This is a genomic window from Bradyrhizobium sp. i1.15.2 (genome assembly GCF_040548425.1).
Lineage (GTDB): Bacteria > Pseudomonadota > Alphaproteobacteria > Rhizobiales > Xanthobacteraceae > Bradyrhizobium > Bradyrhizobium canariense.
The window spans coordinates 337,229-354,944 of record NZ_JBEPRQ010000003.1 but is presented as its reverse complement, the minus strand read 5'-3'; the positions used below and the strand labels follow the sequence as shown (position 1 = coordinate 354,944).

The window sequence follows — 17,716 nt, the reverse complement described above, 5'->3', positions numbered from 1 at the left end:
CCCCCTGACCTCAGACGCGGAACGTGCGCCTCGATCAATCCCCAATCTCTTCTCGCCTTCCCAATCTCTTGCGCGGCTCAGAGGTAGGTCACAGAGCCCAGCTGGGGGGCAATTCCGAGTTTGCTGTCGAGCCATTCGAAAATGAAATCGTCCACCGCGATGAAATTCTCGACCTCGCCCAGGGGGTGCGGAATGCAGTTCGGCACGACGGTCGCGCAATCGGCTCCGGCCTGCCGATAGCCGGCTTGCAGTTCGAGAGCATCCTCCTCCCAAACCATTGAGCGGCTCCCGACGACCATCAGAAGTGGGCAAGGGATCCGACGCGACGGCGGCAACGAACCCGTTGAGGTCCCGTCACGGACCGTCTGCTCGACGCCGATCATCCAGCGCAGCGATGCCGGGCGCATGACCGGCGTCGCAATGCCGCCGTCGCCCACGACGGCAGCCATCCTGCGATCCAGGAGGGCAAGACGGGATGCGTGACTGGCGGCCGCCCCCTCGCCGTAGACCGCGATCTGCTGCGAATCGACGTCCGGACGCGCTTCCAGGTAATCCAGCCAGCATTGCAGAATATGCGCCGGCTTGAAGGGGCTGCGACCGGATGAATTGCCGGTATCAACGAGCAGGAGTGACATGTTCCGTCGCCCGGAGGCCGGCAACAGCCTGCTCATCATCGAGCCCAGGGTGATGTCCTCGTCGCTGACACAGATAACCGCGGGTGCGAAAGACCGATCGGGGAACGCCGGCAGAAAGTAGCCCGCAAGCGAGCCTTGATCAAAGCAGTCGATCTCCACGCGCTCGATCGCCGAACCGGCGTCCTCCTCGAAGCCCCTCAGGCTGAGTCCGACCTTGTCTACGAGGTCGGTACTCCCGGGATCTCCGGGCCAAGACAGGTTCCTCGCGACTTCAAGGGCCGTCAGCGAGCACAGCCACGCTTCCCGCGCGATCTGAGCTGAACCGGCTGCGCGCACCGATTCGGCGAAGATCCGGTACTCGCCTGAGATCCTCAACCAGTCCGAAATCCACCGATGCCTGTGCGCCTCGCGCACGAGTTCGGCGACGGACAAGCTTTCGAAAAAATCGGACGCGCGTTTCCGCAAGCACGCCAGGCTTCGACCGGCGCCGTCGCACGTGCCGTGAGGCCAATGATCATGTTCCATGACAGTCCCCGAACGGCGCGTCGGCGGTTGCTTGGACTCGGCGCAGCGCTGTTAGCGCAACGCCCTGCATGTCTGCTCGATGCGATATCACGCGTGCGTGATCGCGCTTGCGTCTGCCGCCCCGATGATCATTCCGCTTTCCCTTCGCGGGCGGGGGCACTGGACCAGACGGACTACAGTCCGAACGAACCGGTCGCAAAGCAAGTCTCACGCCGACTCCAACTCAATCGTCACGTCTCAGCTCCGTTGCTGATACACAGTTTAGGCCCCGCACCACTCTGCCATTTTTTGCTGTTCCGCGTTTGCAGTTTTTTGTTGCGGTGGACGACTAAAATTGGAGCTCATTTAACGAGGGAGAAGGCATCGCCTGTGTCGGCTTCCATCATGAATTCCTGATGACGCCGATCCGCCGTGCCACCAATCACGCCAGCGACAAAAGATGCGGCGGGTTGCCGCCTGATCGATGCCGACGCCCTTCGCCACGGGACTTTCCCGCGGTCGACGTCGCAGGAAAACCCGCGCGACGAAATCCTCGATGTCGCTGATCCGCACCCGGCGCGCGAGACGTGACGAGTATGATCGCGTTCTGGGCGAGCCCGGGCGATTGAGGCGTGCAACATTTCTTACTTCGGTAAGCCAGTTATTTGAGCAACTCATGGACATGCAGAACCCGTCGCCGGTGAGGCGCCGTCGCGCTTTCGGCGTCAAGCAACACGCCGGGCCGCCTGCTGAGCCTTCCGTGCCTTGTATCCATTATCCCAGTTGCCATCCCCACGCACTTTGCCTTACATGCCGGCCAAACTCGCCCGCGGATGACGGCCGGGGCTCAAAAATCGCACAAATTGTCAAAGGGACGAGACATGGCGCGTAACATCCTGATTCTCGGGGCTTCCTACGGCTCCCTGCTGGGCACGAAGCTGCTGATGGCGGGACACAACGTGACCCTGGTCTGCCGCGCCAAGACCGCGGAGTTGATCAACCGCGAGGGTACCGAGGTGCGCATCAAGTTGCGAGACGAGGCGGTTCACCGCGCCATCTTCTCGCGCGACCTGCCCGGCAAGCTCGACGCCGTGACGCCGGCCAATGTGGACTTGTCCCGTTACGATATGGTCGGCCTTGCGATGCAGGAGCCGCAATACACCAACCACACGGTGCGCGTTCTCATGGTCAGGATCGCCGCGGCGAAGCTGCCGTGCCTGTCGATCATGAACATGCCGCCGCTGCCCTATCTGAAGCGGATCCCCTCGCTCGCAGACATGGATCTCGAGGAGGCCTACACCAATGCGCAGGTGTGGGAGCGCTTCGAGCCCGGGCTGGTGACCCTGTGCTCGCCCGACCCGCAGGCGTTCCGTCCGCCGGAAGAGGCTGCGAACGTGCTTCACGTCGGTCTGCCCACGAATTTCAAGGCATCCGTGTTCGCCGACGAGAAGCACAACAAGGTGCTGCGCGAGCTCGAAGCCGACATCGACGCGGTGACCCTGGACGGCCACGACGTGCCGGTGAAGCTGAAGGTATTCGATTCTCTGTTCGTGCCGCTGGCGAAATGGTCGATGCTGCTGACCGGCAACTACCGCTGCATCACGCCGCACGAGCCGCAGTCGATCCGCGACGCCGTGCACGGCGATCTCGCGCGCTCGCAGACGATCTACGAGCATGTCGACGCCATCGCTCGGCGTCTCGGCGCCGATCCGCAGGACCAGGTACCGTTCGCGAAATACGCCAAGGCTGCCGAGAGCCTGCTGAAGCCGTCATCGGCCGCACGCGCGGTGGCTGGCGGCGCGCCCTTCATCGAGCGCGTCGACCTGCTGGTCAAGCTGATCTCGCATCAGCTCGGCGCGCCCAATGCAGAGATCGACCGCACTGTCGAGACCGTGGACCTGAAGCTCAACGAGAAGATCGTGCAGGGCGGATCGGGCGCGCTGTAACGGGCGCTTCCATTCGCGATCGGACGCGTCGGCGCTTACGCTCCCAAGACACCGGGGCTGAGCGTCGCGCCTGGGGCTGCCACCATGCTCTCACGCAAATGATCGCGCGCGGCACTGTTCCTGGTGTGACGCAAACTCAACAGGAGTGATCGCGAGTCATCGATCACGCGATCGTGTCGCTTTCAGTTCCCTCCTGTTTTCACCGCAAATATCACGCCTGAATGACACAGAGCCCATGTGGCTCGTCATTTCTAGACGTGGCGCAGCGCGAAAATGCGGCATTTCCGCTCGAACTGAACCAAAGCGCACAATCCTTGTCCGCCGCGCGCTCGAACGAGGTCGCACGCTTCGGACGAGATCCTTCATTTGCGCAAACGCCGCATGCGCGCGCGCCAGGCTCGCCGTCTTGTCTGGCGGATGTGCCTGAGTAACATAACTTTTCAAGACAGTCTTTACGGCTTTTCCAGACACGGTTTGCAGTCCCCGCGTTCGGATCCAGACAAGAAAATCGAAGAAAAAGAAGCAATGGACCAGGCGATGCTGAGCGTCGTCCGCGCAGTAGAGGCAGGCGCGACGACGATGAAGGGCGTGATCGACGCCACCGGACTGTCCCGTCTCAAAATCGAACGTGCGTTGAACGCGCTGGAGAAGCAGAAGCTGCTGGTCCGCGACGGCCAGGGTTTTCGCGGAACCGGCCCGACCAGGACAGCCCAGCCTGCCCGACAATGCGGCTCGTGCGATGCCTGCTGCGACATCCTCGAAGTCGCCGCCGTCGACAAGCCGGTGAACCAGCTGTGCAAGCATTGGCAGACGGGCACGGGTTGCACCATCTACGAGCGCCGTCCCCAGATGTGCCGTTCATTCGTCTGCGCCTGGCTGCAAGGCCATCTCGACGACCACTGGTTTCCCGCGAAGTCGGGCATCATCGTGCATTTCAGCCAGGACGCCGGCAACGTCACCGTCGATGATCCTTGCCCTGATCGCTGGCGCGAGGAGCCCTATTTCAGCAAGCTCGCCGAATGGTCGCTGAACGGCATCAAGCGAATCGGAAATCGCGGCTACGCGACGCTCGTCGTCTCCGGCGCCGACCGGTTCCTGCTGCTCGGGCGCACCGTCGTTCCCGAGCCAACGCTGTTCGGCACCGCGTTCATGCCGCTCACCGCCGACACATTTCGATTCTGGCGGGCGACATCCCCGGAGCATCTGCAGCGGCTGCACGAGCGTATCGCCGAGATCGAGCGGATCAGGCAGGAATTCGGCTCCTGCGCCATTCCTTCCGATGAGGACGACGATCCGCAAGCGCCCTATCGGCCCGCACTTCTACGGCAATCGAATCCCGCCTGAACTCCGCCGTGGGCAACAGCGCATGATTTCCGCCATGGTGCTCGACGCGCCGCGACCGGGTTGTTAAGTCCCTGTCCGCGAATGATAGGACTTGAGTCGGGCATGACGGTTGCAATCGAGATGGGGCAGACCACGGCGGGCGCTGTGGCCGCCATGGACCTCGAGGAACTGCTGGCGACCCGCCTCCTGGTGCAGGGCAATTCGGGCTCCGGCAAATCGCATCTGCTGCGACGGTTGCTGGAGCAGAGCGCACCCTGGGTGCAGCAGGCCATCATCGATCCCGAAGGCGATTTCGTCTCGCTGGCGGAGCATTTCGGCCATCTCGTGATCGAGGCCGAGGATCACACCGAACGCGGCCTTCAGGTTGCCGGCGAGCGCGCACGGCTGCATCGCGTCTCCACCGTGCTCAATCTCGAAGGGCTCGACGCCGAAAACCAGATGCGCCGCGCCGCGGCCTTCCTCGGCGGGCTGTTCGACGTGGACCGCGACCATTGGTATCCGATGCTGGTGGTCGTCGACGAGGCGCAGCTGTTTGCGCCTGCGGTCGCGGGCGAAGTCTCGGACGAAGCGCGAAAGCTTTCGCTCGGCGCGATGACCAATCTGATGTGCCGCGGCCGCAAGCGCGGGCTCGCCGGGATCATCGCGACCCAGCGGCTGGCAAAGCTCGCCAAGAACGTCGCGGCGGAAGCGTCCAACTTCCTGATGGGCCGCACCTTCCTCGACATCGACATGGCGCGCGCCGCCGACCTGCTCGGCATGGAGCGGCGGCAGGCCGAATCGTTTCGCGATCTCGAACGCGGACAATTCATGGCGCTCGGCCCCGCGCTGTCGCGACGGCCCCTGCGTTTGAATATCGGCGCGACCGAAACCCAGCCGCGCAATTCCACGCCGCGGCTGATGCCGATGCCCGAAGCCGCACTCGAAAACATGCGCGACGTGATCCTGGCCGCGCCGCCGCCCGATGCGAGCCGGCCGCAGCGCCGGCCCGCGCCCGATCTGCTCGAGCAGCTCCGCGCCGCCAAGGCTGCGGCACCGGAGATCGGGCCCGAAATGATCGAGGTTCCGGTCAGCGCCGAGGAGCTCGCCGAACGGCGCGAGCGCGTGGATCGGACCCTTCGTGCCGTGCTCGCCGCGCCCGACGCCGGTTTCCGCGCGGTCGGCGTGCTGTACCAGGAGTTCGTGGTCCGCTGCCGCATCGAGGGCCTCGGCTCGGCGGTGCCCGACCTCACCGAATTCCGCCGCATGCTGACGCGCGCACGCGCCGGGCTCGGCGCCGAGCATGCCGAGGACGACGCCTGGCAGGATGTGTCGCTCCGCGCCTCGATCCTTCCCGACGACATGCAGGGCGTGTTCATGATGATCGCGCGCGCGGCGAAAGAAGGCTGGCCGTGTCCCGGCGACGCCGCCATCGCCCGTGCCTACGGCTCGCACTCCCTGCGCCGGGCGCAGCGCCTGCTCGGCTACATGGAAGAGCAGGGTCTGATCGTCTGCCAGCTCGACGGCGCCGGCCGCCGGATCGTGACGCTGGTAGAACTGGCCTGGGCCACCGCGCCGGGCGATCCCAATGCTGATGATTTACCCGCGGAGCAGGCTCCGAGCGCGGCTTCGGCTTGAGCCAGCGGATTGTCGATCAGGCCGCTTCGGTGACATCGGCGCCGATCAGCGCATCGGCCGCGCGCCGCCGCTCAACTGCAAACATGCGCCGATAGAGCACGACTGAGACGAGCCAGGCGACCGCGAACAGCGCGACCACGGCGAAGCCGACATTGGCGAGCGAGTCGTTGAGCGCGTCGACCAGTGCCCACGCGCCGCCGGACAGGCCGAGCCGGTCCGCGATCAGCCCGAGCGCCTCGATTCCCCCGATCAACAGCGCCACCGCCACGGAAGCTCCTGTGATCGTGAGGTTGTACCAGAGCTTTCGCAGCGGATCGACGAAGGCCCAGCGATAGGCGCTCACCATCAGCGCGGAGTCGGCGGTATCGACCAGCGCCATGCCCGACGCGAACAGCGCGGGGAAAACGAGAACATCGGCAAACGAAGCACCGCGCGCGGCTTCGCCGGCGGAGATGCTGAGCAGGCCGATTTCGGTTGCGGTGTCGAAGCCGAGCCCGAACAGGAAGCCGAGCGGATACATGTGCCAGGGTTTCGTCACCAGGCGGAACATCGGGCCGAGCAGCCGCGCCAGGAGACCGCGACTGGCGAGCAGGGCGTCGAGGCCCTCGGCGTCGTGAATGCCCTGCTCCCGTGCGGTGCGAAACGTCCGCCACAGGCCGGCGAAGATGACGAGATTGATGGCCGCGATCACCAGCAGGAACAGCGCCGAGACCGACGTGCCGATGAAGCCGCCGATCTCCTTGAGCAGGCTGTCGCCACCCAGGGTCACGACGCCGAGCGCGAGCAGCATGGTCGCGACCACGACGATCGTGGAATGGCCGAGCGCGAAATACAGACCGACGCTACGTGGCGTGCCGCCTGCCTGCATCTGCTTGCGCACGACATTGTCGATGGCCGCGATATGGTCGGCATCGACGGCGTGGCGCAGGCCGAACACCCAGGCGAGCAGCGCGGTCGCCATCACCGTCGGCCGGTCACCGAACGCCGCGAAGGCCCAGGCCCACGCCCCGATGTTGGCCGCGATCAACCCGCCGAACAGCAGCACCATCCCGGGCTCGACCGCCCGCAAAGATAATCTCGTCACGTCAATCATTCGGTCCACTGCGCACGCCCATCGCACGAGCGGTATGATCTTTTCATAAGGTGGTCATACTGGCCAGACTCGACTTCCACCCGATGATCGCATATGCGGATTTGCGGGAGGGAGGAGACGACAGCGGACCCCTTACGCGGCCTCGGAGCCGCCGAGATAGGCATCGCGGATGCGGGGATCGTCCTTCAGCGCGCGGGCGGAGCCGGAGAGAACGATCTTGCCGGTCTGGAGCACATAGGCCTCGTGCGCGATCTCGAGCGCGAGGCTGGCGTTCTGCTCGACCATGAAGACCGAGACGCCCTCCTGGTTGATGGTGCGGATCAGCTCCAGCACGCGGTCCACGTAAAGCGGCGACAGGCCCATGGTCGGCTCGTCCATCACGATCATCCTGGGACGGCTCATCAGCGCGCGCGCCATCGCGACCATCTGCTGCTCGCCGCCCGAGAGCGAGCCGGCGCGCTGCGACAGCCGCTGGCCGAGCTTCGGGAACAGCGTGAGCATCTTGTCGAGATCCTGCGCGATCGCCTCGCGGTCGTTGCGCACGAACGCACCCATCAGGATGTTCTCGCGCACGCTCATGTCGGCGAACAGCCGTCGCGCCTCCGGCACCGAGGCGATGCCGCGGCGGACGATCTGCGGCGTGGTAAGTCCGAGCAGCGAGGCACCGTCGAAAGTCACCTCGCCCGAGCGCGGCTTCACCAGGCCCAAAATGATCTTCATCGTGGTCGATTTGCCGCTGGCATTGCCGCCGAGCAGGCAGACGATGTGGCCGCGCGGAACTGATATCGACAGGTCGAAATGCACCTGGGCCTGACCGTAGAAGGTGTTGACGTCGGTGAGCGTCAGCAGCGCATCGGGAGGCGGGTTCGTCATGCCGCGCTCTCCTGCTTCGTCGTCAGGCCGTGGCCGAGATAGGCCTCGATCACCTTGGGATCGCCGCGCACCTGTTCACCCGGGCCTTCCGCGATTTTCTTGCCCTCGTCCATGACGATGACGCGATCGGAGAGGCGCATTACCATTTCGAGCTTGTGCTCGATCAGCAAGATCGTCAGCCCTTCGGCTTTCAGCTCGGCGACGAGCCCCTGCATCTCCGTGGTTTCGGTTGGATTCATGCCGGCGGTCGGCTCGTCGAGCAGCAGCAGGCGCGGCCTCAAGGCGAGCGCACGGGCGATCTCGACGCGGCGGCGGTTGGCGTAAGAGAGACTGTAGGCGGGCTGGTCGATGCGCGGCAGCAGCCGCTCGCCGAAGCGCGCGAGAATGACCTTCACCTCCTCGCGCAGCCGCTCCTCCTCGGCCTTGACGCTGGCGGGGCGCAGCAGCGCCAGACCCAGTTCCAGCAGCGGGCCGATCAGCGGCACGGCCGGCTTGACGGCACGCAGCCGCGTATGGGCGCCGATCAAGACGTTGTCCATGACGCTGAGATTGCCAAACACGCGACCGAGCTGGAACGTGCGCGCGATACCTTCGGCGGCAAGCCGCTCCGGCGAGAGACCCGTGATGTCCTGACCTTCGAAGCGAACCGTCCCGGCGTCCGGCAGATCAAGCCCGGTCACGAGATTGAACAGCGTCGTCTTGCCGGCCCCGTTCGGGCCGATGATGCTGATCAGTTCGCCTTTGGCGAGATCGAGATCGATGGCGTCGACGGCGGTGAGGCCGCCGAAACGCCGCGTCAGACCGCGCAGGGACAGCATGGTCGTGCTCATCACATCGTCCCCAACAGGCCCTGCGGCCTGAACCGCACCAGCAGCAGCAGCACGATGCCGTAGATCAGGATGCGATACTCCGCCGCAATGCGGAACACTTCCGGCAGGCCGACCAGCGCGACCGCCCCGAGAATCGCTCCGACGACATTGCCGAGGCCGCCGAGGATCACCACAGTCAGCGCCAGGATGGATTGCTGGGTGTTGAAGGTCTCGTGGTTGATGTAGGAATAGAGGTGCGCGGCGATGCCGCCGCTGACGCCGGCGGCAAAGCCGCCGAAGATGAAGGCGAGCGATTTGTAGCGATTCAGGCTGAGCCCATAGGCGCGCGCGGCGATGTCGTCGTCGCGGATGGCGCGAAAGCTGCGGCCGAGATGCGAGCCGAGCAGGCGTCCCTGCAGCAGCGCCAGCACGACCATCACGATGAAGCTGAACCAGTAGATCGAAATCGGGCTGACCAGCTCATAGCCAAACAGCGACAGCGGCGGAATGCCGGAGATGCCGATCGGCCCGCGCGTGACGCTCTCCCAGTTCAGGATCACCAGCGAGACGATCTCGCCGATCGCGAGCGTCGCGATCGACACATAATGCCCGCGCAGCCGGAACGACGGCGAGATCAGCGCCGTGCCCAGCGCCGCACTCATCAGGCCGCCGCCGATGATGGCAAGGCCAACCGGGACGGCGAACGTGAGCGACAGCAGCGCGGAGGTGTAGGCGCCGATCGCGAGCAGCGCGGCGTGCCCGAGCGAAACCTGGCCGATCGTGCCTGCCACCAGGGTGAGGCTCAGCGCGAGCATGCCGAGCAGCCAGGCGTTGATCAGGGTCTGGAGCACGTAGAACGACACCGGCAACAGCGGCAGGATCGCGAAGACGGCGGTCGCGATCAGCAGAGCCCAGCGCGGAATACGCACCGGGCGGCTCGGCGCAATGAAAGTGCCGGTGAGCGGCTCGGGCGGCGCCTGCCGTGCGCTGGCGAACAGACCGTTCGGGCGCAGCACGAGCACCACGACCAGCAGCAGGAATGCGAACAGATTGCGGTAGCTGGTGCCGAACACGGCGACGCCATAGCTCTCGACCAGTCCGAGCAGCAGGCTGCCGATCACCGCGCCCGGCACGTTGCCGGCGCCGCCGACGACTTCGGCAACGACGCCCTTGAGCGTCGCCTGCAGGCTCATCGCGGTGTCGATCTGGTTGTAATACATGCCGACCAGCAGGCCGGAAACGCCGCCGAGCGCAGCCGCAATGCCGAACACCGCCTGATTGACGCGATTGACGTCGACGCCCATCTGCATCGCGGCGTCGCGGTCCTGCGCGGTGGCACGCACGGCCCAGCCGAGCTTGCTGTAGCGCAGGAACACGAACAGCAGCAACGCGCTGGTGAGGCCGACACCGGCGATGAGGAGATCGAGCGGTCCGATCGTGCCGCCGCCGATCTGGAAGCGGATATCCGGCAACTGGCTCGGCAGCGCGCGCGGATTGGGCGAGAAGGTCAGCATCACGAGCTGATCGAGCACGAAGCTGATGCCGATCGTCGCCAGCAGCGGCGCGATGCGCACCGAGTTCTGCAGCGGACGCAGGCCGAACCGTTCGATGATCAGGCCGACCAGCGCTGCCGCCACCGCGACCACGATGATGGTGAGCGGCAGCGGCGTGTGCAGCTGCACCACCGCGACCCAGCCGATATAGGCGCCGACGAGGTAGATCGACCCTTGCGCAAAGTTGATCAGCCGGCTGACGCCGAAAATCAGCGCGAGCCCGACCGCAACGAGGGCGTAGACGTTACCGACGATCAGCCCGTTGATCGTGTAGTCGAGCCAGGAAGACACGCAGAAAATCCCCTCAGGTCGGCTTGCCGTCCCAGAGCGCGAACTGGCCCTTGCGTACGACGAGCTCGGCATTCATGGCGCCCTTGACGCGCCGGCTCTCGACGTCGAACGTCGCTTTGCCGAAGATCACGCTCGATACGTCCTTCACTTTCGTGAAGGCGTCGCGGATCGCACGCCGGTCGGTGCCGCCGATCTTCACCACGGCGGCGGCCATGTTCATCGCGTCATAGGCGTAAGCGTTGAACGCGTCGGGCTCCACCCCGTTGTACTTCTTCTTGAAGCCCGCGATGAACGTCTGCACCTCGGGGCGCGGGTCTTCCGGGAAGTAGCGCGTGCCGACATGGACGTCCTCGACGGCCTCGCCGCCGAGCTCCAGGAATTTCGGCGAGTAGACCGAGCTCGCGGCGCAGATCACCTGCTTCAGCCCGACCTGGCGTGCCTGCCGCGCGATCAGCGCACCGTCGGAATAATAGGAGATCAGGATCAGCCCGTCCGGATTGGCGTCGCGGACCCGCACCAGCGTGGAGCGGAAGTCGCGCTCCTCCGCAATGTAGCCTTCGGTGACGGCGATTTCGGCGCCGTGTTCTTTCGCGGCCTTGACGAAATAGTCTCGGCTGGTCCGGCCCCAATCGGTGTTGAGGTGCAGCACGGCGAGCTTCTTCAGGCCGAGACGCTTCACGGCATAAGCCGCCAGCAGCGGCTGCTCGTCAGCCTGGCTGACGGAGGTGCTCCACATGAAGTCGCCGCCCTTGGTGAAATCGGGATGCGAATTGGTGAACCCGAACTGCACCAGCCCGCCGCGCTGATAGATCGGCGAGGCCGCCATCGAGGCGGGGCTGGAGAAGTCGCCGAGCTCCATGACAATCCTGGGATCGGAGACGAACTTCTGGGCGATCGCCACCGACTGGCGCGGGTCGCTCTGGCTGTCTTCGAAGCTGTAGGCGAGCTTGCGGCCGTTGATGCCGCCCGCTGCCTGGATCTCGTCGAGCGCGAGATCAAAGCCCTGCTTCCACTGCGTGCCATATTGTGCGTTCGGCCCGGTCAACGGACCGCTGACGCCCAGCAAAATCGGTTCGGACGATTGCGCAAGCGCGGCGCGCGAGAAGGCTGCTCCCGCCATCATGGCGGCAAGCGAGCCCTTGACCAGGGTACGACGATCGATGTTGCTCATGGACGGCTCCATCCTGTCAGGTGTTGAAACAACCAGCAATTTCCATGCCGGTGAGATTGGCTATTTCGAGGGCTCGCCGAGCGACAGCATCAGCCGGTTCGCCCAGTTGAAGAACGACGCGCCGTTGATGACGTCGACGATCTCGGCATCGTCGAGACCGGCGCGGCGCAGCTCATCGATATTGTCGGGGCCGAACGCGATCGGCGTTGCGGCCAACGCCACCGAGGCATTGACGACCGCATTCCAGCGCTCGTCGCCGAGATCGGCGCCGACGCCTTCGTCGAGCAGCCGCTGCACATCGTCGCGGCGCTTGGAATAAGTGCTGGCGAAACGCGCATGCACGGAGGCGCAGTAGATGCAGCCGTTGTAGCGCGAGGTCGCAGCCGCCGCCAGCTCGCGCTCGGCGCGCGGCAGGCCGTCGGCAACGTTGTAGAAGATGTCCTTGTCAGTCTTGGTGCGGGCTTCCAGCACCTCGGGATCGCGCACCAGCAGTCGAAAATATTCGGACTTGGAACGGGAGCGATCGACGAGGCCGGCGAAATGCCGCTCGGTCAGCTCGGCTTCGGGCAGCGGATCGATCCACGACACCCAGCCCAGTTCATCCTGGGTGAAGACGACGGGCGGATTGACGTTGTTTGCAGCGCTCATGATTGCGATCTCCTTAGGCGCCGCCCGCAGCGTTTGCGCTGCCAAGCGAGGCGCCGAGCACGCGCAGTCCGGTGACGACGCGCACCTGGAACGACAGGAACGCAACGAGCTGAGAGAACGTGACGATTCCGGTGTTCGACCAGCCGGCAGCGAGCAGCGCCTTCATGTCGGCCACGGCCGCATCGCGCGGGCGGAACACCAGCAGATGCGCATGCTCGAACGCCGCAACGAGCCGGTCCCCGAGATCGGTCTTGCGCTCCGCGCTGACGCGGTAGGCCAGGCCGGCCTTGTTCTCGACCGACAGCGGCCCGGCCGGAAAGGCGCCGTAAGGGCCCGAAGTCTCGCCCCGCGCGATTTCAGCCTCGATTGCCTCAATCAGGCGCGCACCGTCGGCGATCGCAGTTAACTTCGCCCGATAGAAGGCAGCTACAGTCGGCTCGCGGTGAAGACCGATCACGAAGAACGCGACTGCCGCCCGCTCGACAAGCGAGACATCACCGGCATCGATCGGCTCGAACAAAGAGAGATAGCTCTTCTGCGCATTGTCACGCGCCTGCACGCGGCGCGCGCGAATGGCGTCGAGGGACGAACCCGGTTCGATCCCGGCGAGCGCGTCGATGATATCCTTCGTAGCCATCATTCAGCCTCGTACAATTCTCTGGTGTCGCAACTAGCCCGCCAGCGCCACATCCGCCGCCGTCCGGGTCCAGCCCAGCGCCGGCGCGACCTTCTCCGCGACCAGCTCGATCGAGCGCAGGATATGGGGATGCGGGGCATCGACCGAATGCGCCTGGAAGACGAGATCGGTCACCCGCTCCAGCGTGGCGTCGGCGCGGAGCGAAGCGATCACGTCGTCGGCCGCGCCGACATGGGTGTCGAACGCTGCGATCATCTCCTCGAGCGTCTCGCCCGGCTTGGCGTGGCCGCCCTTGAGGAATTGCGGCAGCGCGCGCCGCAGCCCGATATCGGCAAGGCGTAGCGCCTCGGTGCGGTCGTCGGCGACGAAGATGGTGCGCGAGGCCATGATGCGGGGTTCGCGTCCCGGCGGCAGTGCTTCGAGGTAGGCATCGATGACCGGATTTTGAATCTCGGCCAGCGTTGCCTTCGGCGCCTCCTTGGTTCGAGGCTGGGTGCGCGACAGCAACAGGCCATCGCCCGCCTTACCGGCACGCGCGCCGCCCGCAACGGAGAACGTCGCCTGCCAGATCCGGTTGTCCAATTGCGGCCGCTGCGGATAGAGCGTGTCGCCACCGTCGAGCGGCTTGCCCGTCAGCGCCGTGCGGACGATTTCCAGATTGCGCGCAAAAATCTCGTTGCGCTGGGCGCTGTCGAGGCCGAAGGCGGCAAAGGCCGAGGGATTGCCACCGGTGCCGACACCGAGCTCGAAGCGACCGTTGCAGAGCAGATCGAGCACCGCGGCATCCTCCGCCACCCGCACAGCATTCTCCAGCGGCAAGGTGACGATGCCGGTGCCGAGCCGGATGCGCGAGGTTTGGGCTGCGACGTAACCGAGGAAAGTAAAGGGCGACGGCAGGCCGCCCTCGCGCTCGTGGAAATGGTGCTGCGCGATCCACGCGGAATCGAGGCCCACTTTCTCGGCGCGCACGATCTGCTCGGCCGCGAAGCGATATCGGTCGGCGGGCGGGGCCTCGTCGAGAAGCCGTGTGAAAAAGCCCAGGCGTTTCAGGTTTGCTAAGCGTTTCATACGACCCCTGCAAGGCGAGGATGGGCCCCGATGATGTCGGTTGCCGCAGTTCCAGACAAGCGGGCATTGCGCAGGGCTCGTACGCAAGGCTGCCCGCCGGGATCGCCCTGAGCTGAACTTTGGCTGGGCAGACTGCCTACCAGCTCGGCAGTACCGCGCCCTTGAACTTGGTCAGGACGAACTCCTTCACCTCCGCCGTGTGATAGCTGTCTACCAGCACCTTGACCCAGGGCTTGTCCTTGTCGACCGTGCGAACGGCGATGAGATTGACGTAGGGACCCTTCGGGTCCTCGCGCAGGATCGGATCCTTGACGGGATCGAGGCCCGCCTGGGTTGCATAATTGGTGTTGATCGCGGCGGCGTCGACGTCGTCGAGCGCGCGCGGCGCCTGCGCCGCGTCGACCTCGATGAACTTCAGCTTCTTTGGATTCTCGGCGATATCAAGCACCGTCGGCTTGAAGCCCGTGCCGTCCTTCAGCTTGATCACGCCCTTGTCGCGCAGCAGCAGCAGCACGCGGCCGCCATTGGTCGGATCGTTCGGGATCGAGACCTTGCCGCCCTCGGGGATGTCGGCGAAGGCCTTGTGCTTCTTGGAATAGACGCCGATCGGGAAATTCACGGTCAGGCCGACGGCTTCGATCTTGTAGCCACGGTCCGCCTTCTGGTTGTCCAGATAAGGCTGGTTCTGGAACGAATTGGCCTGGATCTCGCCGGCATCGAGCGCGGCGTTCGGCACGACGTAGTCGGAGAATTCGATGAGCTGGATGTCGAGACCCTGCTTGGCGGCGATCGGCTTCACGGCCTCGAAAATCTGGGCGTGCGGCCCCGGCGTCACGCCGATCTTGATGGTCTCGGCCGAGGCGCCCGCCGACCATACGACGAGGACGGCAGAAAGGATCAGGGGGAGGCGAAACGACATCTTGGTCTCCATGATCTTGGTCTCCATGACTCAGCGGCAACGACTGGAACCGTATTCGCTTCTCTATGTGGCGAAATCAATGAAATGGAAATCCATATTGGATGCCGGCAGCGGCAGACACCTTCTCAATTCGATACCAATCGGGAAACGAATTCACAGAGATTAGGAATGCTCTGCGCAATCGTGACGGGCATCACGGCGCAACAACAGCCGGGGAGCGAAATGGCGGCGAGATAGCAGCAGGCAATCCAGCCGGGATTCGGTGCTGGTTGTCGGTGTTGCCAGCATCAGATGATCTGCGCCTACTCGGACCGCCAGGTCGACGGCGACAGCATGATCAGGACGCAGATCACGGCATAGGCGGCGAGCGATGCCGTCACCATGGTGGCGAGCCCCGCCATGCCGGCGCCGAAGCTTGCCACCGCGATCCAGCCGCCGCCGGCCGCGATCAGGATGCGCGCGACCGAAGACGCGAGCGGGCCGATGGCGCGGCCGGTGCCTTGCACGGCGAACGACGTCACGAAGCCGAAGCCGAGTGCGACATAGGCCGGCGCGACGATGCGCAAGTAGGTCATGCCTTCGCCCACCACCTCGGCATCGTGACTGAAGAGATTGAGCCAGGCCGTCGGGAAGATCGCCACCAAAAGGCCGATCGTGCCGGTCATAACCATGCCGACAACGCCGCTGATCCAGCCAATGCGACGTGCCCGCGCCGTCTGTCCCGCGCCGATGTTGACGCCGACCATCGTTAGCGTCGCGGTGCTGATGCCGAACAGCAGCGGGATCATGATGTAGTCGAGCCGCGAGGCGATGCCGTAGCCGGCGAGCGCGGAGGTGCCGAACAGGCCGACCGCGCCGGTGACGAGAATGACGGTGAGATTGGTCAGCACCGCATTGAAGGCGGTGGGAATGCCGACCTTCAGCATGTCACCGAAGATTTTTGCGCGGAGCGGCACGATGTGCAGCTTGAGGCCGGTCGCGCCTGAGGCCATGTAGCGCAGCAGAAACAGCATCGCCGCGCCGTAATAGAGGCCGAAGGCGATGCCCGCGCCGCCGATGCCGAACCGCGGGATCGGTCCCAGACCGAAGATCAGCGCCGGCGACACCGGAATCGTCACGATCGCGCCGACCAGCGTCACCAGCGCGGGCACCTTGACATTGCCCGCGCCGCGTAGCGCCGCCGCCTGGAGATTGACGATCCAGACCGGGATGGCGCCGGCGAACAGATAGTTGGAATAGGTGGTGGCCGCAGCGAGGGCACCGTCGGCGCCGCCAAGGGCGCGGTAGAGATGCGGACCGCCGACGATGACGCCGAGCGTGAACACGCCGCCGGCAATCATCGCGAGCACCACGGCATGAAACAACGCGGCTTCGGCATCGTCGCGGCGGCCGGCACCGACCGCGCGCGCGACCGAGGAGGCAACGCCGCTGCCGAAGCCGCCATTCGACATCATGGTCATCAGCATGAAGATCGGGAACACGAGCGCCGCACCGGCCAGCGCATCGGTGCCGAGGAAGCCGACATAATAGGCTTCCGCGATGTTGACCGCGGTTTGCGCCACCAGGACGGTCACGGTCGGCAGCGCGAGCCGGAGCAGCGTCGGCAGGATCGGCGCCGTCAGCAGCGCTGCGCGCCGCTGCTCGGCCGCGCCTGGTGTTGATGCCGCCACTTGGCGGAGCGGAGCGGTGGCGCGAGCCACGATCTGCGGGGCGGACAAGGCCGGCGCGGCGGCATCCTCGACTGACATGGGTTCGATCCCTGGGGTCCCGAAGGGCCGCCGCCGATCGGCCGCCCATTGCATTATGTTCATAATGTATTATTATGATCATAATGCAATGGGCCCGGCCTCACGATTTTGTGGCGGGGTCGCGCAGGAGGCGGGATTGGCGCGCTACGACAAGGGACACAGGGACACGACGCGGCGGCACATCATCGACGTCGCCTCTTCGCAGTTCCGCGAGAGCGGCATCGCCGCGGTCGGCCTCGCCGGCATCATGGCGGAAGCGGGCCTGACCAACGGCGCCTTCTACACGCATTTCGCTTCCAAGGAGGATCTGGTACGCGCGGTGCTGATCGACGCCCTGGAGCGGCGCGAGCAGAGGCACAAGGACAATCTTGCAAACGGCGTCGCGCTCGAGGCAACGATCCGCGACTACCTCTCCCCGCGCCATCGCGACCGCGCGGGCGCCGGTTGCCCGACCGCAGCCCTTGTCGCCGAAATCGCCCGACATCCCAAGGCGACGCGTGATGCCTTCACCGAGAAGACGTCGGAGATCATCGCGCTGATGGCGGCGCAGATGCCGGAAGGTCCGGTTGCGGAGCGTCGACGACGCGCGATTTCGGTCTACGCAACCATGGTCGGCGCGCTGCAATTGTCGCGCGCGGTGAGCGACAGGCAATTGTCGGAGGAAATTCTCGAGAACGCGGTTGGAGCTGCGCTGGCGCTTGCGAATGGGCGGTTCCCCTAGCTCGCATTGGATCGCCGCCTTGGGTCTCTCGCGCGGCGATCCAGCTAGCGCCCCTTGGCAGCCATAGCTGCCGTCCCCTACGTTCGTCATTTCGCCGCAGGGTTTTCTCACCCTGTCGGCATTGCCGCCTCGCCCGTGATGA

General features: G+C 65.1%; 15 protein-coding genes. 4 read left to right on the top strand and 11 right to left on the bottom strand.

The genetic code is table 11. The features are described 5' to 3' along the window. Positions 1-77 precede the first annotated feature (77 nt). Positions 78-1,160 (bottom strand): alpha/beta hydrolase family protein, encoded by a 1,083-nt coding sequence (locus ABIB80_RS09195; RefSeq protein WP_354127230.1) that lies wholly within the window; start codon positions 1,158-1,160, stop codon positions 78-80. A gap of 860 nt (positions 1,161-2,020) precedes the next feature. Between ABIB80_RS09195 and ABIB80_RS09190 the strand changes: the two genes are divergently transcribed. The 3 genes from ABIB80_RS09190 (at position 2,021) to ABIB80_RS09180 (ending at position 6,043) form a co-directional block, all read left to right on the top strand. Continuing rightward, a complete protein-coding gene (locus ABIB80_RS09190) occupies positions 2,021-3,085 on the top strand; it encodes a ketopantoate reductase family protein (protein WP_007595931.1) in 1,065 nt (354 codons plus the stop codon). Between the two features lie 525 nt (positions 3,086-3,610). Next, positions 3,611-4,429 carry a YkgJ family cysteine cluster protein gene (locus tag ABIB80_RS09185; RefSeq protein WP_354127229.1) on the top strand — a complete coding sequence of 273 codons (819 nt, stop codon included), beginning with the start codon at positions 3,611-3,613 and terminating at the stop codon, positions 4,427-4,429. 102 nt (positions 4,430-4,531) lie between these two features. Beyond that, positions 4,532-6,043, top strand: a complete 1,512-nt coding sequence (locus tag ABIB80_RS09180) for a helicase HerA domain-containing protein (protein WP_354127228.1) — start codon at positions 4,532-4,534, stop codon at positions 6,041-6,043. A gap of 16 nt (positions 6,044-6,059) precedes the next feature. On the opposite strand, the gene ABIB80_RS09175 is transcribed toward ABIB80_RS09180, so the two are convergent. From ABIB80_RS09175 to ABIB80_RS09130, 10 genes are all read right to left on the bottom strand, one after another. Next, positions 6,060-7,091, bottom strand: coding sequence for a HoxN/HupN/NixA family nickel/cobalt transporter (locus ABIB80_RS09175; protein WP_354127290.1), 1,032 nt, complete (start codon positions 7,089-7,091; stop codon positions 6,060-6,062). Between the two features lie 177 nt (positions 7,092-7,268). Then, positions 7,269-8,009: an ABC transporter ATP-binding protein gene (locus ABIB80_RS09170; RefSeq protein ID WP_007595939.1), complete on the bottom strand. Its 741-nt coding sequence runs from the start codon at positions 8,007-8,009 to the stop codon at positions 7,269-7,271. Then, positions 8,006-8,839, bottom strand: coding sequence for an ABC transporter ATP-binding protein (locus ABIB80_RS09165; RefSeq protein WP_219681517.1), 834 nt, complete (start codon positions 8,837-8,839; stop codon positions 8,006-8,008). Before ABIB80_RS09165 ends, ABIB80_RS09170 begins: the two co-directional genes overlap by 4 nt. Further along, positions 8,839-10,662, bottom strand: a complete 1,824-nt coding sequence (locus ABIB80_RS09160; RefSeq protein WP_007595943.1) for an ABC transporter permease — start codon at positions 10,660-10,662, stop codon at positions 8,839-8,841. Before ABIB80_RS09160 ends, ABIB80_RS09165 begins: the two co-directional genes overlap by 1 nt. Before the next feature lie 13 nt (positions 10,663-10,675). Beyond that, on the bottom strand, positions 10,676-11,833 hold the full coding sequence (locus tag ABIB80_RS09155) for an ABC transporter substrate-binding protein (protein WP_007595945.1): 1,158 nt from the start codon (positions 11,831-11,833) through the stop codon (positions 10,676-10,678). Between the two features lie 60 nt (positions 11,834-11,893). Continuing rightward, positions 11,894-12,481 carry an alkylhydroperoxidase domain protein gene (locus ABIB80_RS09150; protein WP_354127227.1) on the bottom strand — a complete coding sequence of 196 codons (588 nt, stop codon included), beginning with the start codon at positions 12,479-12,481 and terminating at the stop codon, positions 11,894-11,896. Positions 12,482-12,494: 13 nt separating this feature from the next. Continuing rightward, positions 12,495-13,118, bottom strand: coding sequence for a CMD domain protein (locus ABIB80_RS09145; RefSeq protein ID WP_354127289.1), 624 nt, complete (start codon positions 13,116-13,118; stop codon positions 12,495-12,497). A gap of 33 nt (positions 13,119-13,151) precedes the next feature. Next, the gene (locus ABIB80_RS09140) at positions 13,152-14,186 is read right to left on the bottom strand and encodes a putative FMN-dependent luciferase-like monooxygenase (protein WP_354127226.1); all 1,035 of its coding nucleotides are present in this window, start codon (positions 14,184-14,186) and stop codon (positions 13,152-13,154) included. A 136-nt stretch (positions 14,187-14,322) separates the two neighbouring features. Beyond that, on the bottom strand, positions 14,323-15,117 hold the full coding sequence (locus ABIB80_RS09135) for a MetQ/NlpA family ABC transporter substrate-binding protein (RefSeq protein ID WP_007595949.1): 795 nt from the start codon (positions 15,115-15,117) through the stop codon (positions 14,323-14,325). Between the two features lie 290 nt (positions 15,118-15,407). Further along, positions 15,408-16,853 carry an MATE family efflux transporter gene (locus tag ABIB80_RS09130; protein ID WP_354127225.1) on the bottom strand — a complete coding sequence of 482 codons (1,446 nt, stop codon included), beginning with the start codon at positions 16,851-16,853 and terminating at the stop codon, positions 15,408-15,410. 136 nt (positions 16,854-16,989) lie between these two features. Between ABIB80_RS09130 and ABIB80_RS09125 the strand changes: the two genes are divergently transcribed. Further along, on the top strand, positions 16,990-17,574 hold the full coding sequence (locus tag ABIB80_RS09125) for a TetR family transcriptional regulator (RefSeq protein ID WP_035993465.1): 585 nt from the start codon (positions 16,990-16,992) through the stop codon (positions 17,572-17,574). The last annotated feature ends 142 nt before the right edge of the window (positions 17,575-17,716 follow it).